The sequence below is a fragment of the Cyclobacteriaceae bacterium genome (assembly GCA_030584025.1).
Taxonomy (GTDB): domain Bacteria; phylum Bacteroidota; class Bacteroidia; order Cytophagales; family Cyclobacteriaceae; genus UBA2336.
Genome location: CP129487.1, coordinates 691,922 through 717,781 on the forward strand (window position 1 = coordinate 691,922; position 25,860 = coordinate 717,781).

The following is a 25,860-nucleotide window of genomic DNA, read 5'->3' on the forward strand; positions in this document are numbered from 1 at the left end:
TTTGAGCTCCGTAGGAGCGTCATTTGATTCAAGAAAAATACCACCCCCGGCCCCTCCTTGTCAGGAGGGGAGTTGTGTAGAACTTACCATCTGGCGCAAATTTCAAGCTCCGTAGGAGCGTTATCTTATTAGCTGAAAATATAATTGTGTTTTGAGCTCCGTAGGAGCGGCATCTTATTCAAGATACAAGCAGAAAATTAAGACCCCCTGGCCCCTCCTTTGACAGAAGGGCAGTTGTGTAAAGCTTATCATCTCGTTTAAAATCATTCTGTTACCGCCACCGCGATTTTTGAATCGGCTGTGCCGTAATACAGGAACCAACGGTTTTTGAATTGAACTAATCCTTCCACAAAACAAACGTTGTTCACCTGACCGGTAATTTCATAATCTTTATCGGGTGTGATGAAATAATTCTCAGACCGCTTCAACACTTCTGCAGGATTCACTTTGTTCAATAATATTTGCCCCGCTGCATAATTTCCATCGGGTAAATTTTTATCTCCCTTCTCCAATTTATTCCGACTGTTATAAATCAATAAAATTCCATCTTCTTGTATCGTGGCGTGCGGGCCAGGTTCTACCAGGTCGCTATCGAATTTACCGGGCCGCGGACTAAATACTTTTACCAGCGCATCGCCATCATACACTGGTGTCCAATCCACCAGGTTATCGGATGTGGCCAGAAAAATATCTGTATCACCCCAATACATATAGTATTGTGTATTGATTTTCGTGGCAACAAATTGATTCTGTTGTTGTGTGGTTATAATCGCTCCTGACTTCGACCACAGTTCCGAATGATCTTTAAAGGCAAGCCCATGTTTTGTCCAATGAATCAAATCGGTAGAACTCGCCACGCATAACCGCGCCAGGTTTCCATCATACGAAGTGTAGGTAAGAATATACCTTCCGTTTTCGTCTTCTACCAATCTTGGGTCTTCGACACCGCCTTCCCACTCATAAACTTTCATGCTGTCCTCATCCGGGTAAAATACGGGTTTGGGCATGCGTTCAAAATGCAACCCATCATCGCTAACCGCCAGTCCGAGGCGCGAGGTACCTGCATGTTTCCCAACCGTATCTTCCGCACGGTAGAGGAGGTATACTTTTCCATCGCGCACTACAGCGCTGGGGTTAAACACATCTTTCTCTTCCCAACGAACCGTGTCTTTTCTTACCGGACAATAAAAAGTGGTGTGCGTTAGTGGCTCCAGCACCGGATTGAGCGAATCCGTTTTTACAAACGGTCCGAGTTGCCAGGATGTGTTTTCTTCCTGATCGGTTTTTGGTGTACAGGCCGCGAATAGGAGCAATGCAAAGAATGGTGTCAGTTGTTTCATAAAATCTAAGATAAAACAAAATGAGCACTCGTTGACCTTAACGATTTTCTTAATGCCATTTCAATTGAAAAGATTAAAGCAAAATACAAAGGCGCAAGGCCCGTATCGTCAGTTAGCTGATCACCCCTGAGCCAATCAACTCATCGCCCCCATACCATGCAGCAAACTGCCCGGGCGTAATGGCTTTTTGTGGTCGTTCAAAAATAATGTACAACCCTTCTTCTTTTTTATGGAGGGTGCACGGCTCAAGCGGCTGGCGGTAGCGAATGCGTGCCATGTAATTTTTCGATTCACCAACCTGGAGTTTCAAATCTTCACGAATCCAATGTTCATCTTCATTGGGTACAAACAACCCTTTGCGGTACAAACCCGGGTGATCTTCACCCATGCCCATGTATAAAATGTTATGTTCGGTATCGGTGCCGATCACGAACAACGGCTTTGGCTGTCCACCAATATTCAAACCTTTACGCTGACCGATGGTATAGAAATGCGCCCCGTTATGTTCGCCCACCACTTCACCTTCGCTTTGTTGATAGACATACGGTTTTGTCATTGAAATCAAATCGTCCATCGACTGGCCGTTGCTGTATGGTTTAGCGGTTTCGGGGATAACAATTGCTTTTCCTTTTTTGGATTGTAAACGCTGCTGCAAAAAATCGGGAAGGTGCACTTTGCCCACGAAGCACAACCCTTGTGAATCTTTTTTGTTTGCAGTGGTCAGTCCGGCTTTCGAAGCGATTTCACGTACCTCAGGTTTCAGTAATTCGCCCACAGGAAAAAGTGCTTTTGAAAGTTGCGCCTGCGTAAGCTGACATAAAAAATAACTTTGATCTTTATTCGGATCTTTTCCTGCCAGCAACTGATAAATTTTTTTTCCGTTTACCTCAATTTCATTTCTGCGGGCATAATGTCCGGTGGCCACATAATCAGCGCCAAGCTTAAGGGCAGCTTTTAAAAATATATCAAATTTGATTTCACGATTGCAGAGTACATCTGGATTCGGTGTGCGTCCAGCCTGATATTCAGCAAACATATAATCGACAATGCGCTCTTTGTATTCCCTACTCAGGTCAATGGCTTGAAAGGGAATGCCGAGATGTTGGGCTACAATCATGGCATCGTTACTGTCGTCAAGCCACGGACATTCGTTGGAAATGGTTACGGAGTCGTCATGCCAATTTTTCATGAACATGCCGATTACCTCGTAGCCTTGCTCTTTTAATAAATAAGCTGCCACGCTGGAATCAACGCCTCCTGATAAACCGACTACAACTCTTTTTTTCATACTAGGCTTTAGGCTGCAAGCTACTAGCCTCCAGCTGCTAGCCTATAAGTTGTTGGCTTAGGCTTGCAGCTAGAAGCTAGCGACTAATAGCTATTTAATAACTGATTCACAATTTCATTAAACCGTTCCTGCTGTTGTTCATAGTACACACCTGTTCCCGGTCCTGAAAAACCAGTGTGGATGTGTTTCACTTGTCCATCTTTCCCCACAAAGATAGTGGTTGGGAAAGCAATTACCCGATTGAGTGCGGGAAGCGTTTCGCTGGCATTGGCGTTGGTTCCTGCAATCAAAATGTCATATGGAACGTTTAGTTTTTCTTTCATTTTCTTAACCCTTCCACTGGCGTAATCAAATTCAGCTTTTTGTTCGTATGCCAACCCGATGATTTCCACTCCGCGATCTTTATTTTTTAGATACCAATCGGTTAAAAAGCGGGTTTCGTCCATACAATTCGGGCACCACGATCCTAAAATCTGTACCACCACAACCTTATCTTTAAAACGTTCATCCTGAAGCGAAACGGGTTTTCCATTTATATCCGGAAAGGTGAATTCCAGGGTTGAGTATCCATCCTTTAGAAATGTAAGCGATTCGGAAACAGGTGGTTTGGCCTGATCGTCCTTCACGCCTTTCCATTTTCGGTAGCGCGATTTTCCCAGCCAGTGTATCCCCGCAAGGGTATCACCGGATTTGACTGCATTAAAAATATAGAGATGGTTTCCATCAAACCCGCTGAGCCAAAGCGTATCGTTCACCACATTGCCTTCCAGGTAGCGGTAATCCCCGGTGGGGGTTAAAAATGTGCCTTCCGCGTAGTTTCCTTTTTGGGTGATGATGCCCAGTGCATCAACGGTATTGTTTTCATTGAAAAACTGAACGGCATATTTTCCTGAGAAATCTGCGACAGTGGTCGTGGTATCGATTGGAGCAAACCGGTAGTCCTTTCCGTGCGTGGCTCTGAACGGAACACGGTAATTATCAGCGTATTGGATGATAAAAAGCCCTTCCATTTCCCCGTCCTTGATAGCGGCTTTGAACACGGCATCAAAAATATGGACGTTCATGGTGATGGAATCGGCAGTTACTTCAACCTCGTCTAAATAGAGTCGTTCCTGCCCGTTTCTGATCCAGGCCACATACTGATCACCCTTTTTATCCAGGTCGAATGTGAAAGGCAACTCCTGACCTTGTAATTCGAGCACGGCCCGCCAGGTGCCGGTGGAAATCAACGTTTTATCTGAACCAGAACAAGCCATTAGGAGGAGTAAAATAACCGGTAAAAAGCGCATAGAACGTAAGGTTAAAGGTTGAAAACAGGCATTTGCCTGAAAATGTTCGTTTGCAAAGAACCCAAAATCCTTTCGATTTATGTCATTTCTCTTTAGAATTTGGACTCGGGCAGCCTAAAAAGCGTGGTTTTCCTAAAGAATTTGCGACTATTTTCTAAGTAAATGAGACTGGAAAGCAGATTCACAGAAGTAAATGAGACCGAAAATTTAATTGGGTCAACCATTCAATACCAATAAACAACAATCAAACTATGAGCTAATCGATTTGGTTGGGCTTGGAGGAATTCTAGCTACAAAAGATGCGGCCCGCTCATTAAACATAGAAATCCCGATGTTGGCTGTCGTATTATTTCTCCATCAATGTTTTAATTATTGATTCTTTATTAACTCCCTTCTCATCTTGAACATCTTTCGTCAGTCTATTTTCTTTTCTCTCTATAATTAATTCATTTGGTTTAGATGAAAGGAATTTTGAGAAGTCTAATATATACTCTGATGTCTTACGGGGCGAAAAACGTCCGCCAAATGAAATTATAATATTAGCTTTATTACCGTTTTTTTCAACTTTGTAGGGATTGAATAGAATTATGTCAGACTCCCTTACAGGTTCGCCAAAGTAGAAAATTTCTTTTGTACAATCCTTATAAAACTCTTGTCCATTTAGTCTATACATATGTTGATGACCAGGAATTTGATGATTCGAAAAATGTCCGTTGTCAACAAGCACTCTAAATGATAGGTCTTCTTCATTTTGTAATGGTGTCCAGTTAAAAAAGTACATATCAAAGTCAACTCTATATAGACTATCATTATGAATGTCTGTCCCTGTTATTTTAAAAAGAACTTCAATATTTGGGTACTTAATTCGTTTGAATAATGCTTCAATATAGTGATGTGGAGCTGGTTTACTTTGTCCATCAATCCTCATGTAGTAGGTATCATATGTTTGATGAGGTGAATATTCACTTTTGTCAACTTCAATTATCACAAGAGAATTTGAATCTTTGTTTAGAATTTTAATTCTGATAGCAGATGGTAAGGGGATTATGCTGTCAGAAATTTTGCTTATAACAAAATCCTTCTCTAATACTTCTTGAAACAGTGTCAGTTCACCAGTAAAAACCTTTTCTTTCCTTCCTTCTACCTTTTGTCCGATTGGTGCTCCCCAAATAATTAGTCCACCACTTGAGTTTAACATCGCACAGACGCTTTTATGTATTCCTTTGAATTTGTCGTCTAAACTCCCGCTTGGATGAATAGATTTAAATTCAATTTGGTCCGTTTCTGTTCTTTCGATTTGAAAAAAGGTCTCAATGTCTTGAATTGTCAAGTCATTAAGTGATTTTCCGAAATGTGATATACAATAGTCCATAATATGGCGGTCAACGTTTGTGTTTCTGCAGTAGTGACTTTTCGAAGCCGCGTCCTGTCCCACGAACCAAAAACTTTGAACGAAGATAAAACTTTAAATTAACTCGTCCCGGAACAACTGTAGAAACATTGTGTTATGCACAGTTGCATTCTCTATTTCTTCTTGGAAAACGGAAATGCTCCATAGTTCTCTGGACTTGTAATTCTTAGAATATATCCAATACTAAAACTCCAGTTCGATGTCTGTTCCGTTGCACAATTGCAATTGTCCCTAGTTAACTCGGTCCCTGGAGAATATGGGTACTTTGAATTGAGAGTGCTTTCAATTGGCAATCTGTATGGGGTAACATTAGCAATAAAGGTAAATAAGCTATTCTTATTTTTTGGAAGTCGCCAAGCTATTCCACCACCAAATGCAACAGCTTCATTGAACAATCCGATGTTTCCATTGAAAGATGTCAGAGGTAAATTTGCAACGAAATTCCATTCTTGTTTTCGTCCGACTGGAATGAGTACAACTACAGACAACATTCCTGTACTCAGACTTTTGCTACCTGTCTTGATTGTTGTACTGTCCCTTTGAATTTGGTACACTGCCGGACTTGCAAATGTAACATTATAACCTAGGCTTAAACCAAATTGGAGTGGACTTTCAAATTTTATTAGTGATTCATTTAACTTTTCAATTGAGTCACGATAAATCACACTTGCCTGATTAAGTACGGTATTAAAGGATTCGTGAGTTTTTATCAAGCTTAAGCTGTCAATGTTAACACGATTAAGTAAAAGCGCCTTATCATCAACTGTAATAGCTAAGACTTGATCTGACAGTCAGGTAGGCATTCCTTCCTCAAAGGCAAAGGTAGCCACCGCTCCAAAGAAGTCAAGGGCTGCGCGAGTGGCCGCGCAAAATCCTACACACAGCCAAAGCCACCCTTGACTTCTTTTCCGCTTGCGGCTGTTTGCGGCCTATGAGGAAGCAATGCGGACGAGTGATCATGCTGATTCATAATTTTGATCAACCATCTTCTGGATAGCAAGCTCTTTGGAAGCCAGGAACGTTTCCCAGGGAGTTCTTCCAAAGCAATACTTTCCTGAGTGCGTTCTTTGCTCGTTGTATTCTTTGATCCACACATCAAGATCTGCCTGAAGTTCTTCCAGTGACTGATACAACTTTTTCCGGAAGGCCACCGCATAGAATTCATCCTGGATGGTCCGATGGAAGCGTTCGCAGATTCCGTTGCTCTGAGGACTTTTTACCTTCGTTTTTGAGTGTTCGATGTTTTCGATTCGTAGATAGAGCTCATATTCATGATACTCTGCTTTTCCGCAATATTCGGTGCCACGATCGGTAAGGACACGCAGCAATGGAATTTCCTGCTCCTCGAAGAATGGAACGACTTTGTCGTTTACCATATCTGCTGCGGTGATAGCGTTCTTACGATCATACAGCTTGGCAAAAGCAACTTTCGAATACGTATCAATGAAGGTCTGCTGATAGATTCTGCCTACCCCTTTGATATTGCCAACGTAGTAAGTATCCTGTGCGCCAAGATAGCCCGGATGTTCAGTCTCAATCTCTCCGAGGGCTTCGCGTTTTTCTCGCTTACGCTCCATGGCGATCATTTGTGCTTCGGTGAGAATGATTCCTTCCTGAGCAACCTTTGCTTCAAGCGCAGCTAGCCGTTTAGCGAAAGTCTCCATGTCGTGGCGCTGCCAAACGCAGCGCACGCCAGCAGGAGACACAAATACACCGCGCTTGCGAAGTTCATTGGCCACGCGCACCTGCCCTAGAGCGGGTTGATCGATAGCCATCCGGACAACGGCTTGCTCAACTTCTGGCTCGACACGATTCTTTGGAATAGCTTTCCTGCGACTGACCTCTTTCAAAGCCAGTTCACCACCTGTATCATAAAGCTCTTTGATTCTGTAGAAGCTGTCGCGGGAGTAACCCATCATCCGACATGCCTGGCTGACATTACCCAAATGTTCAGCTAAATTGATAAGACCTAATTTCGTTTTGATTAACTTCGTTTCTGTTCTCATTTTCTGACAGTTTAAAGGGTTTAACTTGATTGTTTGCACTTCTAAGTTAACCCAACTGTCAGATTAAGTCGAAACTACTTCACATCAACTAATTTCTTGTTTGCCCCTTTTAGTTCTTCAATTGTTGATTTCAGTTTTTCATATTCAACAGCTTGTTGACTGTTTAACTTCATTATTTCAACAATCTGCTTGGTCTGGTCTTCTTTTGCATTTTTACTCACCACAGTTAGCGTTTCGATTGACTTCTTTAAACCAATTACTTCGTCCTTAAGTCCTTTGATCTCAGATTCCTTATTGCCTAATTGACCATGCAACTTTGAAATCTTTTCCTGCAACTCATTGATTTGTTTTTGCACTTCAATATCGTAGACTAAAGTGACTCCATTAACGCGGTCAAATGACTCACTTAAAGACTTTTTGGCCTCATCATACTTGTTTTGGTCAATTAGGTCGCTGACTTGTTTGATTCTTTCGAGCATCATTTTTCTTAGCCCTTCAATTTCAAACTGAGTCTGTTTTATTTGTTCTTGTCCGTTTGCTATAAACGTAAAGCAAAGTCCTATTAAGAATAATATCGCTCTCATATTTATTAGGTTAGGTTGTCTCATTTGTAATGGGGCACAACAATCGAATATATTCAATTGTAAATACTTGCTTTATAAAACATTCAAAATTTAGCTCAATTCATCCTTATTATAGCGAATTGTCTTAATTATTTATTTCAAAATCATGCTAGTATAGGACTAACTCCTAGATTTAGTGTGGTTAAAATACCTACTTTTCGTTTTGTGAAGCTCTGCTCATAATTGCTGATCCATAACGAATGAATATTAAAATTTTGGTCGATGAAAGCTTCATTGGTTATGGATTGACAGTTACGATTCTCAATCCTCCCAAACTACACTTAAGCCAAAGTCATAATCACGAATATAATTGCAATATTCAAGCATTACAGGATTGTCCTTCGGGTGGGTTGAAAACCAGGTAGATTTGTCAATCTCCTGAAGAGTTTCAATTGACTTATTTGACTTAAAAAATTGGCCCATCACCGAATCAGGAGGTGGTGGGAGATTAGAAGTTATCCGGAGTCTATATTTTGTCCAGCCAGCAACAAAATCGTGGTCAGCAGACTCCATACTCTGTGACAGTTTCCACCATTTTATTTTATTGTTCTTCGCAGCGATCACACACACCGGGTGGACGTTAGCTTTCAGTATTTTCAGGATAACTGCTATTTGTGTAACCTGAAAGGTTTCCGCTAATTGCTTGATAAGCTGTGGCCCAAACTTTTTTCCCTTACACTGTTGTACGAATAAATTCGTGGGCATTAACAGTTCCGAAGCAAAGTCGTTCGCTTCCTTTTCGTGGCTACCCAGTTGATACCAATTGCAAAGTTCATATGGAGTATCTGCAGGTGGTTGGACGTTTTTATGTAATTCAAAATGCCCAAGTTCATGTGCTGCAGTGAATCGCTTTTTTCCTGTCCCGACAATGTTTTGATTAATGGAGATGACTGATTTTCCATTGAAGGTAACAATTCTACCATCCATGCCGTTGAGGGCTACCTCTTCATAGTAAGCACCCCTTGCCTGAATAATAGTTTGTAAATCTGTAGATGTCAGGGCCGTGATTTCATTAAGGCCAAATTCGGCAAGTATTTTTTTTGCTGTGGCTTCAGCTTTCGATGGAAGCATAATGTGAGCTAGCCTTCATTTTGTTCGTTTTCATATTTAAGAAGGAAATACCGCTCCAGAAATTCCCGTATTTCAGATTCATTCATTGTTTCAAAATTTCGGTAGGCGAGGTTGATGTTATTGGTTTTGAGAAAGTGACCAAAATTAAACTCGGTGCTCAAGAGTTTTTCAACTTCTGATTTTGCCCGTTGAAGAAGAGTTTTTCGAAGTTCAAGGAAATTCTTCTGGGTAGACTCAGCCTCAAGCTTCATCTTGATTCTTTTAATGTGTAGTAAGGTTTCATTAACTACTTGATCGGGGTCAAGTCCAGCCTCGCGAAGTGTATTTTCAGATTCCTGGTCTGAGGAATGATACATACTGTATTCATCAATTAATCTAATCAGTTTTTCATCCGTGCTTTTCATATTCTTTCTTGATTACTATTTCTTAAGTATTTTCTTGACTATTCTCATAAACCTTCTGCTGCCATTGTTAAAATCATCAATACTGATGCCGAATTCCTTACAGATGCCTATTCGATTGGAGAGGCTGAAATCATGAATGCAGACAGCGGTAAAAATCTTTTTAACTACCTCATCGTCTTTAATCGCATTTTCAATACTCTTAAGGATGATATCCCTATCGATTTCGGAGGAGTCATTGACCGGAAAATTACGCAATATCTGTTCAGGATGATTTGGTGGCATCTCAATCAGGTAACTTTCTTCTAATGGCTCCTTAAATGCTTTCCTTTCTCTTCTTTGATAAGGCATTAAGTCATTGTAAATGGCTTGTTTGATTAGACTTCTCAAGTACATCTCAATTTCAAATGTAGTGCCATAAATCTGATCTTTTGCACGGAGATATTTCTCGATAGCATCGATAACATAGTCATCATAGCTTTTGCCCCGTTCATTTATCTCCCGCCTGTACAGAATGTTATATTGACTATATGCATAGGCATGTAAATTACGAAGCATTCTGGCTCCATCTGAAGTATCAAATTGAATTCGATCCATCTTACTATAGTATAATGCTAACCAGCAGGTCAAATATTACCATCTAGATTGAAAAATATTTGAAAATTTTCTTATTCAAACCATAAAGGTGAGATTTTTTAAAACTTTTAAGGCGACATGGCAACATTCATGGGTCTTGTTAGCAATAGGTATCTGTAGGCATGAAAATCATAACCTGCCGAATTCAGTAGTCCGTATTGTTCAACAAAATCTATCCTATGAAGCATGGCCCAGTAAGAAAAGTCCGAAGTAATGGCTTTACCGTTGTTGGTGAAGTGTCTACGGCTAAAGCCCAAAACGTTCAATTCGAATCCTCTTTGGAAGAAGGCTTTATTCTCATCTTGAATTTTGACCCGGATGTGGTAACCATCAAGGATCAGCCCATCAAAATACCGTATACCAATACTGATGGGAAATCATCCTGGTATACCCCTGATTTTCTGGTGCACTTCACGAATAGAAAACCCGTCTTGTTTGAGGTTAAAACACGGGAATACCTTCGAAAGCATAAGAAGGAACTTAAAACCCGATATGATGCGGCAATTGAATTTGCCAAGGAAAAGGGTTGGGATTTTTACGTCATAACAGACAAGAAAATCTTAACGCAGTATGTTAAAAATTTATCATTTCTGTTGGGGTTTCAGACCAATGAGCCAACCCTCATAATGATAAACAGGCTTCTTAATACTCTTTCCAAGCCTGAAAAATGGACACCCCAGCTGGTGCTCGAGCTTGGTACTTCCGATGAAGAAATGTTAGACATCCTCTCATGCCTGTGGGTATTGGTCAGCAAAGATCGTGTTACGTGTAATCTGAAAAAGAAACTGCTTATGAATACACGGGTTTCTGTTAAGGCAAATGCAGGTTCAAATTTTTTAAGATTTCCATACAAATAATTATGATAAAGCTCAAAGCAGGTGAAACAGTCTATTACCAAGGATCAGCTTGTGTAATCAACAAAGCTTCAGGTCAGACAAGCGTCTTGGTCTGCAATAAGAAAACGGGTAGGTATCAAATTGCCAAAATTGCTGAACTACAGGAAAAGCCCGTAGAAGAAATTATTTATGACCCGGATATTCCGATTGAAGCCATTCCCGAAAAGAGGCTTCAACGTGCTGAAATGCGCTATAATATCATTAAGCCATTTCTTAATGAATTACGTGGTGATAAAGCCGCATTAATAAAGATGGCTAAAGCCCATGATCTAAGTCCTTCAACACTTTACAGATGGCTTAAGAATTATCGTACGTTTGAAGATATAAGGTGTTTGGTTGATGATGAAGGTAAAGGAGGAAAAGGAAAAAGTAGGTTGGATAAGGTTCAGGAAGATCTGATTGCTGATGTCATTGAAGAGGTGTATTTAAAGGGTTCGTCTTTCAACAAGACATTTGAACAAATCGTAAATCAGTTTTCAGAACTAGGCCTGGAAGTTCCTCACCCCAATACAGTTCGTAGACGAATAAAATTGATATCTGAAAAAGAAAGAAATGCAAAGCGTCTAGGTCCAAGAACAGCCGCACAGCAATACGATCCAAAACCTGGCTCAACCCCAGGTGCTAATGCTCCATTATCCTTAGTTCAAATCGATCATACGCAGCTTGATATTATTATGGTCGATGAAGTTGAACGAAAAGCATTTAAGCGACCGTGGATAACCATTCTGATTGATGTATTCTCCAGGGTGATACTTGGTTTTTATATCTCTTTTGACCCACCAGGCGCTTTTGCAGTGGGTAGAGCAATAGCGCGTGCGATATTATTGAAAGACAATTATATGAAGTCTATTGGGCTTGAAAATGTTGAATGGCCTTGTTATGGGAAAATGGTACGAATTCATTGTGATAATGCAAAGGAATTTCGCGGGGCCATGATGAAGGAGAATTGTGCGAATTATAAAATCACATTGAAATACAGACCACCAATAAGACCAGAGTATGGGGGACATATTGAAAGGCTGATGGGCACCATTAGTGGACAGTTAAAGGATCTTACCGGTACTACGAAAGTGAGCCCTGAAATGCGTAAGAATTTTAAGCCGGAAAAAACAGCTTCCTTCACGATATCGGAATTTGAGCAATGGTTTGCCCTATGGGTGACCAAAGTCTATCACCAAAAGGGACACGAAGGTCTTCACGGGATTAGTCCGCTATCCATGTGGGAAGCCGGACTTAAAGGCGGTGAAGGATATCCCGGTATTGGTAGGCCTCACATCTATACAGATGAGAAGAAACTCATGCTAGATTTTTTGCCTCGTTTTGAACGGACGATTCAACGTACCGGTGTTCATTATCTAAAGCTTCGGTACTACTCAGACGCATTGAAACGATGGATAGGTGCTAAGAATGAAACGATTGCTGGAAAAAGTAAACCTAAACGAAAATTCACATTTCGATATGACCCAAGGAACATCAGTTCGATTCTATTTCTAGATCCTATCGATTCCCAATACAGGGAAGTACGAAGTGTGCTCAATATTAAACCCGATATTATGAGCATATGGGATTATCGCCAAAGTGTAAAGAAACTGAAGGAGAGTCACAGAAAGATCGACCAGAATTCCATTTATGCAACATTCCAGGACTTAAGGAAACTGGAGCAACTTTCGATAAAAAAGACTGCTGAGACGAAAAAGCGTCTGGAACGTGAATCAAGAATGAAAAAAGATCCGGTGATCTCGGTGAAAGCTGAATCAGAATCGACCGTTCCAGAATTACCTCCAATTGTTGATTCTGAAAACAAGGAAATTAAACCATTTGATGAAATTGAAATAAATCCCTATGTACGCTCATTTAGCTAAATCAGTTGAAGAATATCTCTTACAGAAAGGTAATGAGGATGTTCAAAAGCGAATACGTTTAATTGACCACGAAACGTGGATCGGTTATGAAAAGGCGAAGTCGATTATTGATAAAGCAAAAGATATGATTGACCGTCCACGTGTGACCAGGATGCATTGCATGTTGGTAATCGGATCTTCTGATAATGGTAAGACCACCATACGAAAGCGAATTGAAAGCCTGAATGAAAGCCGGGCATGCGAAAACGGTAAAAGTCAGATAAAGGTAGTGAGTCTTCAAATGCCCCCTAATCCCGATGAACGAGGATTTTATAATTCCATTTTTTCGGCTATGCTTCATCCCATACACGTATCCAGTAAAAGGGATTTCGTATTGAGAAGTCTTATCATGCATATGCGTGATTATGGGGTTAGGTTATTGATGATTGATGAAGTACAGCATATAGAGCGATTGGCAAACAGACGTCAACGAATTATTCTGGATGCCATTAAACATCTCTCATCGGAACTATCACTTCCCATATTAGCGTTTGGTCCGAATGAGGCGCTGAATATCTTCGCCTCAGACATACAGCTACATAACATGAAGTAGTTTCGACTTAATCTGACAGTTGGGTTAACTTAGAAGTGCAAACAATCAAGTTAAACCCTTTAAACTGTCAGAAAATGAGAACAGAAACGAAGTTAATCAAAACGAAATTAGGTCTTATCAATTTAGCTGAACATTTGGGTAATGTCAGCCAGGCATGTCGGATGATGGGTTACTCCCGCGACAGCTTCTACAGAATCAAAGAGCTTTATGATACAGGTGGTGAACTGGCTTTGAAAGAGGTCAGTCGCAGGAAAGCTATTCCAAAGAATCGTGTCGAGCCAGAAGTTGAGCAAGCCGTTGTCCGGATGGCTATCGATCAACCCGCTCTAGGGCAGGTGCGCGTGGCCAATGAACTTCGCAAGCGCGGTGTATTTGTGTCTCCTGCTGGCGTGCGCTGCGTTTGGCAGCGCCACGACATGGAGACTTTCGCTAAACGGCTAGCTGCGCTTGAAGCAAAGGTTGCTCAGGAAGGAATCATTCTCACCGAAGCACAAATGATCGCCATGGAGCGTAAGCGAGAAAAACGCGAAGCCCTCGGAGAGATTGAGACTGAACATCCGGGCTATCTTGGCGCACAGGATACTTACTACGTTGGCAATATCAAAGGGGTAGGCAGAATCTATCAGCAGACCTTCATTGATACGTATTCGAAAGTTGCTTTTGCCAAGCTGTATGATCGTAAGAACGCTATCACCGCAGCAGATATGGTAAACGACAAAGTCGTTCCATTCTTCGAGGAGCAGGAAATTCCATTGCTGCGTGTCCTTACCGATCGTGGCACCGAATATTGCGGAAAAGCAGAGTATCATGAATATGAGCTCTATCTACGAATCGAAAACATCGAACACTCAAAAACGAAGGTAAAAAGTCCTCAGAGCAACGGAATCTGCGAACGCTTCCATCGGACCATCCAGGATGAATTCTATGCGGTGGCCTTCCGGAAAAAGTTGTATCAGTCACTGGAAGAACTTCAGGCAGATCTTGATGTGTGGATCAAAGAATACAACGAGCAAAGAACGCACTCAGGAAAGTATTGCTTTGGAAGAACTCCCTGGGAAACGTTCCTGGCTTCCAAAGAGCTTGCTATCCAGAAGATGGTTGATCAAAATTATGAATCAGCATGATCACTCGTCCGCATTGCTTCCTCATAGGCCGCAAACAGCCGCAAGCGGAAAAGAAGTCAAGGGTGGCTTTGGCTGTGTGTAGGATTTTGCGCGGCCACTCGCGCAGCCCTTGACTTCTTTGGAGCGGTGGCTACCTTTGCCTTTGAGGAAGGAATGCCTACCTGACTGTCAGATCAAGTCTTAGCTATTACACATAACAGGTTTAAGAAAGTCGTTCTTCCCAAATGGGAACCTGACGACAATTATCTGCGCCTGCTGACAAGTTTTGAGCAACTGATTCCCTTAAAAGAACCATCAGGTTTATCTCAAAAAGATATGGCCAGTAAAATTTACCACCGTACAAATGGCACTATAGGTGAAATTAATACATTAATCAGAGATGCAGCAAAGCTTGCGCTCAAGAGTGGCTTGGAAAGAATAACTCCAGCAATTATTGATCAGGTCGAATTTGAATCGGCCGGTGATGTGTTTATCTAAATTTTACATCTAAAATTCAAAAATACTTTGCGAATTATTCATAAAGCAGACAATCCAGTCTTGAAGACCGATTACAAAAGCTATTATCTGATTTCCAGGATTATACAGATAGCCAACAGCCATTATTGCTCAAAATTCGTGTTCAGCATGAAAGGGGTTGTACATGCTGACTCAAATCTGTTAAGTGTTTATGCGGCCATTAATTATATGCTTAACAAGTCAGCCAATAACCTTACAATCTGGCCGGAAAATGCTTGTTCGGTCCGGGTTTCCATTACGAAGGATATGTTCGGCTATTTTGGGGGCTGGGAGCATTTGTTGAACAAGGTATGTATGACTACAGGATCAAAGGTGTATACCTTTGATCCTCATGAATACGAGCGATTCAATGATTATCTTTTTTATGATGCATTCACACAGAGCTGGAAAAAAGTAGTGCCGTATCACTATATAACTGAGTTTAAGCAAATGCTCCGTGAACTCTATCGAAACGCAAGCAAGCATTCACACTCTAACAATCCGATATTTATTTCATCGGGTTTTGATGGTGAATTTCTTCGATTTACCATTGTAGATTGCGGAGTTGGCTTTCTATCTACCCTGAAAGTAAAAGAAGAAGTCGTATGTGAGTCTGATGCTATTCAATATGCCTTAAATGGGGGTAACATTGGCGTAGGAAAGAATCGATCACTTGAAGGTATCGGCAGGTATTGTTATGAAAATGAAGGTGAGTTACTGGTTATTTCCGGTGGCACAGCAGTTTACTACGGTGATGATCGTTCTCATATAGTGAACCCACTACCGGGTATTTTTAGGGGCTCAATAATTAATCTTTCTGTAAGGATTAAACGTGTTGAATTTGCTCAATTGGCCGCTTAATTGCAGATTGAGGTTTGCTCATTATCGATATCTAAAACATGACATCATCCCATCTGAATTTAGCTAGTAATCTGGCCTCTGCGAGAAGTTTAGGTGTAGGGACCTCAGACTTGTTTACCAGCATTACCAATTTACACTTGGTATTTTTGGGATTGTTCATTTTTCGGGTAGCGATAACGATCAGCGCATCGTTAGAGAATGCTCTAAGTATCATGAATTTGCTCGTGCCGCTAAGCCTGGATCCAACCGGAGGGGGATTAATGGTCCTTTTAACTTTCTCTAAAACCTTTACCAGAATCTTATCATGGTACAAGACCTCTTCCATGTAGCCACCAATTACACCGATGTATTTTTCTCTTCTGTTTGCTCTAAGGATTGTTAGCATGATAGTATGTATTAACTACCATATCCTTATTGAATAAACGCGGTAAAAAATAATGAAGATACTCCCCGCTACATTATCCGCTTAGGACGAGTAACTGTCCTGAATGAATTCGATCATGATCTGGATAAAGATAAGGCTTGCCAACGCTTGGCCTTCATTAGATTTTTAGAGAAATCTTATTACTTATTTGCTGCATCAGTGCTTTCAGGAATCGAACTTCGAGGATACTTTAAGAGTTGATGGCTCCAAGTAATATTACTTTATCTTATTTAAGGTCATAAAAGTTTTGACTGTTGCCCTGTTAGCTTTGACTAAATTTCCGATAGTAGAGAGGCTGAAACCCCGTTTACGATATTCACGTATTTCATTTTCCCGTCCGGTCAATTTTATTTTAACTGATTTTTTACCCTTTGGTCTTCCTACACTTTTTCCATTAGCCTCTCGCTTGATACGACCATTGGCAACCCTTTGAGATATAAGTGATTTTTCAACTTTCTGACAAAGAAGTAGGCAGGCTTTGAGCTGTGGTGTTTTTTTGCCGTCTAACAGGATATCCTCTTTGATTGCATAAGTTCGTATATTCTTGTGGAGAAGCCTCTGAAGAGCATCAGAGACAATGGTAAATGAAGGTCCCAATACAGAAATGTCGGACAGGATTAGCATAGAACCCGCTTTTATAGCTTTTATCGCTTCAATGTTTGCTTTTGGAAAGTGCCGTTTTCCCCCCGGAGAATCCTCAATCCATTCTGTGACAGAAATGTGCTTGGCTGAAGCATATGTTGAGATCAATTTTCTCTGGTTGAGTGAATCCATGACCCCAGCTGCTGATCTCAAAAGCGCATATTTTACCAAAGCCAATGTTCAATAAATTGATATCAAAAAATTAATCAAAAAACGTTTAAATAAATGATATAAAAAAACTATCTTACGTAGACTTTTAAATGAAGTGTTTAAAGTTCGGTTGGCGTTGATTTTCAGGGAATTTATTTAATATTATTCAGCGACTCTCGTTTGAATATTCGCCTTAGGATGTTGAATTTTGTAAATAGTAATGCTTATGGATATGGGTGTAAATAACAAAGCTGAGCTGATGCTTGCATTGCTTTATGCGGGGATGGATAATTCACAGAATCAGAAGTCTCAGCCAGTTGAGGGTATAACCCGATTGGAAAAGTTGCTTTTCCTGCTCAAGATGGAGGGGGGCTTCCTGAAAAATGTATCCGATGAGGATGATTTTCATTTTTACCCATTCCGGATGGGGCCTTGGACAAACGAAGTGTACGATGAGATTGACTTTCTCGAATCATTAGGACTGGTAACTAAAAAGGATGATGCCAGTAAGGAAGCGAACCCGGCTGATCAGGCCTATGTTGAAGAACTTATTTCAAACACGATCCTTACCAAATATCAAAAGACCGACTTTGGAATGGATAAGGGAACTGAAGTCTTTAGTCTGACAGTTGAAGGCAAAAATAAAGCACTGAATATATGGAATCGTTTGAGTCAGGAAGAAAAAGATAACATTGTTGATCTGAAGAGGAGATTCAATACAATGAACCTTAAACAATTTCTTCGCTATGTATATCAAAAGTATCCACAATACGCCACGGAATCAGAAATCAAGGATGCTTTAGGTATCGACTGGTAAACGTATTACCTAACCTCTAAACCATGAGTCAGTTCCTAGAAGCTTTTGGCACAAATCTTACCGTCATTGCTGCCCTCTTTGCTATTTTCCTCTTTTTCGCACAGGCTTTTTGGAAATTAATTGAGTTTGAAAAAACATTGCGTGATGACAATTGGCAAAAGGTAAGAGATTTGAACAACCATTTTCGCAAGGCAAGCATAGAACCAAGGATTCAAAAATTATACTACGAAGTTTACAAAGGTGGGTTCCGGTGGGGAGTTGATTTTTTAAAAGGCTTCATTTATCAGACGAATGATGCTACCGGGGAAAATGAATTGTTGCCAAATGAAAAGATCAAGGAGGCTCTAACCGAACTACATGATGGGCTAGTTGCTGAAAACACTAAAATTGATGATGAATCGAAGAAGTTTCCTTACTCAATTGAGGGCCAGAGTTTCTTTGCAACGCTAGATAGTCTTTATGAAGGTAAACGAAAGATCAACTCACGATATAAGCGAATGATTATGTTTTGCAGGCTGGTGGGAGCAGGCACCCTTGCATCGTGTTTACTTATGTTGATTGGAATATTTCTGCAAGCTGGTAAAATGACTGATGAAAAAATTATGCTCATATGGCTTTTGATCAGTATTTTGGTTGTTGTTACAACTTTGGTTTTTTTGGCCGTAACACTACATGCAAAAAATAAATTAAGTGATGAATGGGAGTTCAAACAGATCTACGGCAATGAATGAGCGAAAGGTTCTTTCAGAAAATGCTGTGAACGATTTGGTTTCTCAAAGCTTAGTTAAAGCAGGGTTTAAAGTTTTAACTAGGGTAAGATTAAATCCTGCTGAATTAGATATCGTTTTATTTGACCCCCGGACATTGGAGCTCACTAATATAGAAATAAAAAAGAATCGATGGGAACGCTTGTTTCAACAAGCATTGAGGGGTAAGTTATATTGTCACTATTCAGTCGTGATGGTACCAATTTGGTCGAAAGAGAAAATTGACCTAACTTCATTTATTCATGAGGGGATAGGTATCATTTTTTATGAAGAGCTATCTCCTACTGAAGTTAAGCTTCATTACGAAGCTGCCCCTATAAGAAGTACGCAATTGAATAGGAATTTAAAAAAAATGCTCTACCAGGAAATTTCATCCAAGCACGCTCACACCATATATGCTTAAGCAAAGTAAGGAACTTCAATTATTCTTGCGTTATGGACTTTCCAGGAAGAAAGATCTGCTTAAGGACATGAAACCCACTTATGATGGTTTGATTATTCCGGCAAATATTCTTCTCTATCAATATAAAGGAACACCTGCTGTAATTTACACCACCGGCCAACCATTTGCCGTTGACCCAATGTCATTCTTATTTGCTCATCCGTTAAGTGATTTTAAGAAGCGAATAGCAAAGGGTAGTCAAAAGTTTAAACCTTCCTTTGCTAAACTTGTTACCGGTTATGGCGAGAACCCTGAATTTTTTCTAAGCACCGACTACCGAACACTTGTTGAATATCTGACCAAGAACGAGAAAAGATTATCTCCCTTTGTTGATAACTGCCTTGAGTTTCAATGGTCTCTTGTTCAAAGTACAATTTCCAAATCAAAAGATTTACTACCTGAAGGAGTTGAACCTGATGTAAGACCTGCATTTTTGGCCCCACCATACTTTGCTTACAGCGCGGGTGACGGAGCTGCAAAGTTGAACGCGAAAATATTGGAGTATGTTGCTAGTCATGAAAGATGGAAAAAACTTGATTTGTTTCCGGTTATATTCGCAGAGCGTAAAAACCTTAATGATGAGTTCGTTGAGCATATCCGAACTGAGGTAACGAAGTATAATTTCAAAGGTCATTGCATTTGGATTGATAATTTTGATGAACGGGATGCCAGAAAAAATGAAATAATTTCTTTAGGCAACCTTATTAAACTTTTAGCTCGAGATGGGAAACAGACGTTGATCATGTATGGTGGCTTTTTTAGCATGCTGTTTTTTAAGTTCGGCTTGACAGGTATTTCCCATGGAATAGCCTATTCAGAGTCAAAGTCTATGTTCTCTATGGTTCGGCAGTCGAGTGGAGCTGCGCCTGTGCGATACTATATTCCCATGTTGCATCAGTTCGTTACAATCGAAAACGCGCTAACCATCCTGCGTGTTCGTCAGGACTTGGTGTGTGACTGCCCGGTATGCAAAAAGGTCATGAGAGGTGACATTGAAAATATCACCAGGTTCCTTAAAGAAGAGGAACTGGCTGAAATTCATTTTTTACTTAATCGTGAAAAAGAAAAAAAACTGGTTTCAGGTTTCGAAAACCTTAATGATATCGTTCATTACCTCGACTACATATTAGATTTGAATAAAGGAATTGATGCGATCACTCGTAAATATAAAATTTCTGAAACTAAGTATGAAGATCGACCAATAGTGACCTTTGAAGCAATGAAAGCATGGAAATCAGCTTTCGAGGATATGAACAAATGAATTTTTATTAGTCAAACTGGCATGTGTTATAAGTACAGTATTGACTGCTTTCTCATCTCTATCCACAAGTGAATGTAATATATACTATATTCACTATTTTGGATTTCGGTGTTGACTTTTTGGACAACATGAAATAAAGAGAAGAAGTAATCTGCCAGTCCGAAGCTATTCAATGCGTATTGAATGGAAGAAAGCTCAAGGACATCACGGAATTGACTATTTGAAACAATTAGCCGAAATTTTCTTGAGAATGATTCGGAGCCATTGGTTATATCAGGAGGAACCTCGGTTTAGTATAGTGAAAATGGTTTTCATAAACATTACTTGTTGCCTGGTGTTTTTCGAGGTTCAATAGTTAATATTTCAATAAAGGTAAAACGAGTTCAGTTTGTACGGTTTGCTGCTTAAAGAATATTTTGATATCAAATTAAAAACATAACCTCTTCCCACCTGAATTTAGTAGGTAACCTGGCCTCAACGAGAAGCCCTGAAGTAGGGATTGCCGATTTGTTTGAAATTAGTAATAATTAATTAGAATTGATCGGATTACGACTCCACCCTCAACAACCCATTCCTATGAAAATACTCCACCAGCTCAATTGAATTCGAAACATTGAGCCTCTTGATTAGACGGTGCCGGTAGGTTTCAGCTGTACGGACAGAAATTTCCAATTCTTCAGCAATTTCTTCACTTGAATACCCTTGACTGAGGAGTTCGACCAGTCTTAACTCAGTCTCGGAAAAGTCAAAATCCAAAGCGCCTTCATTTTTGAGATTGATATGCTCTCGCATTTTAGGGCAGATATAAGTTCGTCCCTTCATTACTGCCTGAATGGCCTTAACAAGCGTTTCTGGATCATCGCCTTTAGTAACAAATCCTTTAACACCAAGCTGAACAAGGCCATTCACCAGGGCATGACCGTCAAACATGGTGTTTACGATAATCCGGGTGTGCTTATTTTGTTCTAAAAGAATTTTGGCTGTTTCATAGCCATTTAGCTCAGGCATGGAAATGTCAAGGAGAAACAAATCTATCGGGTACTTTTTTGCCAGGTTAATCACTTCATTACCATTCGCTGCCTCATAAAATTTAGAGGCAACCTTGGTGACTTTCAAAAATGTGATGACGCCTTTTCTGACCAGCGCATGGTCATCGGCTACGAGAATTGAAGTACGTACAGGCATATTCGGGGGACGTTAAATTTTGCCTTATTTTTTAATGCCAAGGTAATAAAGAAGTAAGATTTGTTCTACTATTCAAGAAAATCAAAAATTTTCCTTTGAAAGGAATCTGGATTCAGGGTTCGTGTCGTATTTCTACGACACTTTTTAAGTGTAAGAAAGCTTAACGATCATATTACTCTCATTTTTCTTAAATTTTTAATTTTTGCCCTACGAGTGGATATGATTTAACTGAATCATATCCTTCAAGTTAATTTCAAACAAAATTTAAATCTTTAATGAGAGTCCTACGCATCCTTTTCATGTGCCTTGCAGGTATTTTGATCAATAATTTCATGGTTTTTGGTCAGGCTGACCCTACAGTAGCACCTAATATCAATGCATTTAATCTATCGGCTGACAACTTAGGCGCTGTGGCTAATGCGGTCAATCTTTTTACAGGAAGTGTAAACTTGCCAATGAATCTAGCTTCTTTACCTAGTAAAAACGGACTCAGTATAGATGTATCCATATTTTATAACTCAAATGTCAGAAATCAAGTAGATATACATAATCTCGAAGCACCAACAGGTGTGCTAGGGTTGGGTTGGTCGCTCCCTACAAGTCAAATTGTAGTCGATAATAAAATGACTGGAACTAGGGAAGACGATGAATACTACTTTGTTGATGGCGGGGCCTCCAGTAAACTAATATGTGTAGGAATAAATGGTGGCACTAGAAGTTATAAAGTAGAGACTTTTCAAAACTGGATAATTACATATACTGCAGGTCAGGAAAAATGGGAAATTATAAAGGATGATGGTGTAAAATATATCTTTGGCGATCAAGCCAGTGGAAGAAATACCGTACAATGGATTGTTAAATGGGGCAATTGGATTGGCAATAGTGCTTTGAGCACAGGACAACAGCGACAAGGCCTGGTTTGGAGCATATCTGAAATTGTTAATCTGATAGGTGATAGAATTGATTTTACATATGAAAATGTCGAGAATCGGGTGGGTTCATCAGGACTATTTCATACCGAAGCATCTTACTTGAGATTTATTGAAGATAGTTGGGGTAACGAGGTTGAACTGATTTATGGGAATAAAGCCGCTGGTGAGTTTGTCGAACCCCACACTGAAGCTGTTGAGCCTGATGCTTACCAAGAGCGATATGAAAAGAGGTTTCTTGAAAAACTAAAAGTAACCACCTATGGAGTTTTTGCTTATGAAATCCAATTGGGATATGCGATTAACTTGTTAGGAGCTGGTAACCTGACCAAGAGGCTACTGACGTCAATAACTAAAATAAGTCATTTGGGTAATGCTATTTCAGGCCCTTCATTTTCCTATGTTACAACTGGATTTGTAAAGGGTATTTTAAATTCAATCACTCTTCCAACTGGTGGCTCAGTAAATTTTACCTATCACCCAACAGGATTAGATATTGCAAAAAGCAGATTGGATCGTAATGTAACAGCTCCAAGTGGCTATAAGGAACCTAGGGTTTTCGTTGAAGATGATTATACGGTTGTGACATGGCGACAGTTAAATGGGACCAGTCACGATAATAATCCCCGCCCGGTTCAGACTTATGTATACCAATGGGATGGGGGCTGGAAAGAAAAGCCGTTAGGATCAGTGGGAAATGTAAAGATGTTAGACTATGAAGAACAGGATTTTCAGGTTGCTACTAGTAAGAATCACTTCGCACTTCTACGTCCAGTATACGGATCAACAAGTTATATGCTATATATATATCACAAGGATGAAAGAGTACCCGGGGAATGGCTCGTAAATTCTTACAATATAAATCTCGATTCCCATGATGATGAAAAGGAGAAATTACTCGTTGGAGATAATTTTGTGGCAGTGAGTAATGGAAAAGGGAAATTGTTCAGATACGTTTGGAATGGGTACTCTTGGAATAGTAGCGTAGTAACATCCTCTTCGACACACAAACATTATACGACATCGGGAAGCAATTACATCATTCACCATGATACAAGGGGTGAATATCTCACAGATTTTGTCGAAATTCACTATTTAGACGAGTTACGTAATTGGCAATACTATGCTTCTAACCAGTTTAATTCTGGGCCGGAAGACTCCTATTGGCATGCAGGCAATAACTTTGCTGTACTTACGGCTGATAATGCATATGAGCGCATTTACCAAATCAATGAAAACTACAGCCTTTCACCGATCACTTTGAATTTCGATATGCATAGAGCTTCAAATGTTTATATAAGTGGGGGATATCTAGTGTCATTCATTCATGGCACAACAATGCGTTCGGTAGGTTTTAATGGTAACTCGTGGATTGATGGTGGAGATAAATCATTCTACAATAAAATGAAATGTTCATTTGGGGAGAATATAATCCAATGGGAATCTGATGGTATTTCACCAACACTCGTTGGTCATATAAAGGAATATAACCCCAATATGAATACCTGGAAATCTGATGTGAACTACAGTTTCACCTATGATCCAGTTGTTTGGAATCCTTCCATAATGGGTAACAATGTATATGTACTTTCTAAGGACTATTATTTCAGAAACCCAAATGGTAGCTGGGTTGATGGTGGTGATATATATTATACACCGGGAACTGATAGATTATGGCCTGGACGCACGAGGATGGGGCCTAATTTCTTCCTATATGAAGGAGATACTCCATGGAAACTCTACGTGCAGTTTTTTAAGAATAATTCACTAAGTACACTACATGAGGTTAATTCGAAAACCTTTACGCCCAGATACTCTTTGTATGCATACAGTAAGTATATGCCTTTGGCAGGTAATAACAGCTTTGTAACAACATCAAATAGCCTTAACTTCTTAAGCTGTACAAGTATGACTCTTCACAGGGTTATGGATGAAAAATTTTCTGGATTTGTGAAAGACTATCCTGTTGTGAAAATTGAAGTGAACGATGGAATTAAAAGCAGACCAACCAGTTTCGATTATGTTGCGAGTAATGCAACATGGAACCCTCAAGGCGGATATGCACAATACAACAAAGTAATTACAGTAGAAGGAAGTAGCAATCCAACGCTCAGGCCATACGGTTGGGTTGAGAACTCGTTTTTTAATCTTTTATCAGAAACGGAATTGGGTGACACGTTTCCGAAAGAGTCACCTAGTGGAAACGCAAACGCTTATTACAAACTACTTACAGGAAGTCCTTACAGGACACGCGCATACGATCCAACTAGTGTTCTTGTTGCAGAATCGAACACAATGTGGAATGTAAGTTATATTGTTGCAAATAATGGTACGACAGGCCTTGAATGGATGTTTATTCCTAGGGTATATAAATCAATTGATAAACGAGATAATATTGAAGTTCAGACCATTAATGGATATGATATCACAACAAAGCAATTGACATATCAGCGTGTCTTAAACAAGCATGCGTCTGGCGAAAACCAACTCGTAGATAATGAGTATACGTATGCGTGGCAGGTGTACCCGGATTGTCTTGCAAAGAATATTCTTAATCCAATTGTTCAGGTGAAACGAGATATTAACGGAAGTCAATATACCGAAAGTTACGTAACTCGTTGGAAGAATTGGATGATGAATTATGATTATGGCCACCAAGTTCCGATGCCAGCGGATTCATATAGCTGGCTTGGTACTGGTTCTCATACTTTTACAGTTTGGGATGTTGCTCAATCTCCTTCTGATGATTGGCGATTTTTAAGTAAGGTATCTCGAAGACATAGCTATTCGGGTGTACCAATTGAGGAAGTAAGTAATGGAGATCAAGCCAATGCCAAGGTACTTAATTCAAATGGAAATTTAGTATTAGGTGATGTATCAAATTCATCTTCATTTCTGGTTAGGTATTACGGTTTTGAGGAAGCAACAACAGATTTTTCGAATGATGCTAAATGCGGTTTGAAGAGCAGCACAACCTCATTGACTGTATATATTCCAGCTACAGGTATTTATAAACTTACATATTGGAAGAAGAGCACTGCGGACTGGGAGTTGGTTGAACAAGTAACTTCATCAAATGTGACAATTGGCGGTAGCGGTATGCTTATTGATGAAGTCAGACTCCATCCGTTAAAAGCACGAATGACAACCTATTCATATGACCAATTCGGTAACCTGATTACGGTGTGTGATCCTAATAATGTAATCTCTTACAAAGAGTATGATGATTTTAATCGCCCCAAAGCGGTCAGAGATCAAGACGAGAATATTATTCTACACACTTATTATAACATTAAGAACTAAGTTATGTCCCCAATAAAGTCTTACTCTAAACAGATTGTATTAGTT

24 protein-coding genes are annotated in these 25,860 nt (G+C 40.0%); 11 read left to right on the plus strand and 13 right to left on the minus strand.

The features are described from left to right. Positions 1-263 precede the first annotated feature (263 nt). The 10 genes from QY309_03350 to QY309_03395 all read right to left on the minus strand — a co-directional run bounded on the left by QY309_03350 (position 264) and on the right by QY309_03395 (position 9,987). On the minus strand, positions 264-1,340 hold the full coding sequence (locus tag QY309_03350) for a glycoside hydrolase family 130 protein (GenBank protein ID WKZ60514.1): 1,077 nt from the start codon (positions 1,338-1,340) through the stop codon (positions 264-266). 112 nt (positions 1,341-1,452) lie between these two features. Beyond that, a complete protein-coding gene (gene mnmA / locus QY309_03355) occupies positions 1,453-2,628 on the minus strand; it encodes a tRNA 2-thiouridine(34) synthase MnmA (protein WKZ60515.1) in 1,176 nt (391 codons plus the stop codon). 83 nt (positions 2,629-2,711) lie between these two features. Beyond that, on the minus strand, positions 2,712-3,917 hold the full coding sequence (locus QY309_03360) for a TlpA disulfide reductase family protein (GenBank protein ID WKZ60516.1): 1,206 nt from the start codon (positions 3,915-3,917) through the stop codon (positions 2,712-2,714). 346 nt (positions 3,918-4,263) lie between these two features. Beyond that, on the minus strand, positions 4,264-5,247 hold the full coding sequence (locus QY309_03365; protein ID WKZ60517.1) for an ATP-binding protein: 984 nt from the start codon (positions 5,245-5,247) through the stop codon (positions 4,264-4,266). A gap of 194 nt (positions 5,248-5,441) precedes the next feature. After that, a complete protein-coding gene (locus QY309_03370; protein WKZ60518.1) occupies positions 5,442-5,993 on the minus strand; it encodes a hypothetical protein in 552 nt (183 codons plus the stop codon). A gap of 291 nt (positions 5,994-6,284) precedes the next feature. Beyond that, entirely contained in the window at positions 6,285-7,334 is a 1,050-nt protein-coding gene (locus QY309_03375; GenBank protein ID WKZ60519.1) for an IS481 family transposase, read from the minus strand. 74 nt (positions 7,335-7,408) lie between these two features. Beyond that, complete coding sequence (locus QY309_03380; GenBank protein WKZ60520.1) at positions 7,409-7,918, minus strand: hypothetical protein; 510 nt, start codon at positions 7,916-7,918, stop codon at positions 7,409-7,411. Positions 7,919-8,218: 300 nt separating this feature from the next. Beyond that, positions 8,219-9,028 carry an ImmA/IrrE family metallo-endopeptidase gene (locus QY309_03385; protein ID WKZ60521.1) on the minus strand — a complete coding sequence of 270 codons (810 nt, stop codon included), beginning with the start codon at positions 9,026-9,028 and terminating at the stop codon, positions 8,219-8,221. An 8-nt stretch (positions 9,029-9,036) separates the two neighbouring features. Then, positions 9,037-9,432 (minus strand): hypothetical protein, encoded by a 396-nt coding sequence (locus tag QY309_03390; protein ID WKZ60522.1) that lies wholly within the window; start codon positions 9,430-9,432, stop codon positions 9,037-9,039. Positions 9,433-9,447: 15 nt separating this feature from the next. After that, positions 9,448-9,987, minus strand: a complete 540-nt coding sequence (locus QY309_03395) for a hypothetical protein (GenBank protein ID WKZ60523.1) — start codon at positions 9,985-9,987, stop codon at positions 9,448-9,450. 257 nt (positions 9,988-10,244) lie between these two features. Between QY309_03395 and QY309_03400 the strand changes: the two genes are divergently transcribed. From QY309_03400 to QY309_03425, 6 genes are all read left to right on the plus strand, one after another. After that, the gene (locus QY309_03400; protein WKZ60524.1) at positions 10,245-10,922 is read left to right on the plus strand and encodes a TnsA endonuclease N-terminal domain-containing protein; all 678 of its coding nucleotides are present in this window, start codon (positions 10,245-10,247) and stop codon (positions 10,920-10,922) included. 2 nt (positions 10,923-10,924) lie between these two features. Next, a complete protein-coding gene (locus tag QY309_03405; GenBank protein WKZ60525.1) occupies positions 10,925-12,823 on the plus strand; it encodes a Mu transposase C-terminal domain-containing protein in 1,899 nt (632 codons plus the stop codon). After that, entirely contained in the window at positions 12,804-13,415 is a 612-nt protein-coding gene (locus tag QY309_03410) for a TniB family NTP-binding protein (protein ID WKZ60526.1), read from the plus strand. Before QY309_03405 ends, QY309_03410 begins: the two co-directional genes overlap by 20 nt. 74 nt (positions 13,416-13,489) lie before the next feature. Then, the gene (locus tag QY309_03415; protein WKZ60527.1) at positions 13,490-14,539 is read left to right on the plus strand and encodes an IS481 family transposase; all 1,050 of its coding nucleotides are present in this window, start codon (positions 13,490-13,492) and stop codon (positions 14,537-14,539) included. 315 nt (positions 14,540-14,854) lie between these two features. Then, positions 14,855-15,016 (plus strand): hypothetical protein, encoded by a 162-nt coding sequence (locus QY309_03420; GenBank protein WKZ60528.1) that lies wholly within the window; start codon positions 14,855-14,857, stop codon positions 15,014-15,016. A gap of 147 nt (positions 15,017-15,163) precedes the next feature. Continuing rightward, positions 15,164-15,895: an ATP-binding protein gene (locus tag QY309_03425; GenBank protein ID WKZ60529.1), complete on the plus strand. Its 732-nt coding sequence runs from the start codon at positions 15,164-15,166 to the stop codon at positions 15,893-15,895. A gap of 31 nt (positions 15,896-15,926) precedes the next feature. Here the strand turns inward: QY309_03425 and QY309_03430 are convergent, their stop codons facing one another. Further along, positions 15,927-16,280, minus strand: a complete 354-nt coding sequence (locus tag QY309_03430) for a hypothetical protein (protein WKZ60530.1) — start codon at positions 16,278-16,280, stop codon at positions 15,927-15,929. A gap of 255 nt (positions 16,281-16,535) precedes the next feature. Beyond that, on the minus strand, positions 16,536-17,114 hold the full coding sequence (locus tag QY309_03435; GenBank protein WKZ60531.1) for a recombinase family protein: 579 nt from the start codon (positions 17,112-17,114) through the stop codon (positions 16,536-16,538). A 223-nt stretch (positions 17,115-17,337) separates the two neighbouring features. Between QY309_03435 and QY309_03440 the strand changes: the two genes are divergently transcribed. Genes QY309_03440 through QY309_03455 form a run of 4 tightly spaced genes read left to right on the plus strand, consistent with a single transcriptional unit; the run spans position 17,338 to position 20,398 of the window. Further along, a complete protein-coding gene (locus tag QY309_03440; protein WKZ60532.1) occupies positions 17,338-17,928 on the plus strand; it encodes a hypothetical protein in 591 nt (196 codons plus the stop codon). Positions 17,929-17,951: 23 nt separating this feature from the next. Beyond that, positions 17,952-18,659, plus strand: a complete 708-nt coding sequence (locus tag QY309_03445; GenBank protein ID WKZ60533.1) for a hypothetical protein — start codon at positions 17,952-17,954, stop codon at positions 18,657-18,659. After that, a complete protein-coding gene (locus tag QY309_03450; GenBank protein ID WKZ60534.1) occupies positions 18,652-19,098 on the plus strand; it encodes a hypothetical protein in 447 nt (148 codons plus the stop codon). The genes QY309_03445 and QY309_03450 overlap by 8 nt, the downstream gene beginning before the upstream one ends. Beyond that, positions 19,091-20,398: a hypothetical protein gene (locus QY309_03455; protein ID WKZ60535.1), complete on the plus strand. Its 1,308-nt coding sequence runs from the start codon at positions 19,091-19,093 to the stop codon at positions 20,396-20,398. The genes QY309_03450 and QY309_03455 overlap by 8 nt, the downstream gene beginning before the upstream one ends. 546 nt (positions 20,399-20,944) lie before the next feature. Here the strand turns inward: QY309_03455 and QY309_03460 are convergent. Then, positions 20,945-21,583 carry a response regulator transcription factor gene (locus tag QY309_03460; GenBank protein WKZ60536.1) on the minus strand — a complete coding sequence of 213 codons (639 nt, stop codon included), beginning with the start codon at positions 21,581-21,583 and terminating at the stop codon, positions 20,945-20,947. A 275-nt stretch (positions 21,584-21,858) separates the two neighbouring features. Between QY309_03460 and QY309_03465 the strand changes: the two genes are divergently transcribed. Further along, positions 21,859-25,815 carry a hypothetical protein gene (locus tag QY309_03465; GenBank protein ID WKZ60537.1) on the plus strand — a complete coding sequence of 1,319 codons (3,957 nt, stop codon included), beginning with the start codon at positions 21,859-21,861 and terminating at the stop codon, positions 25,813-25,815. Positions 25,816-25,860 lie beyond the last annotated feature (45 nt).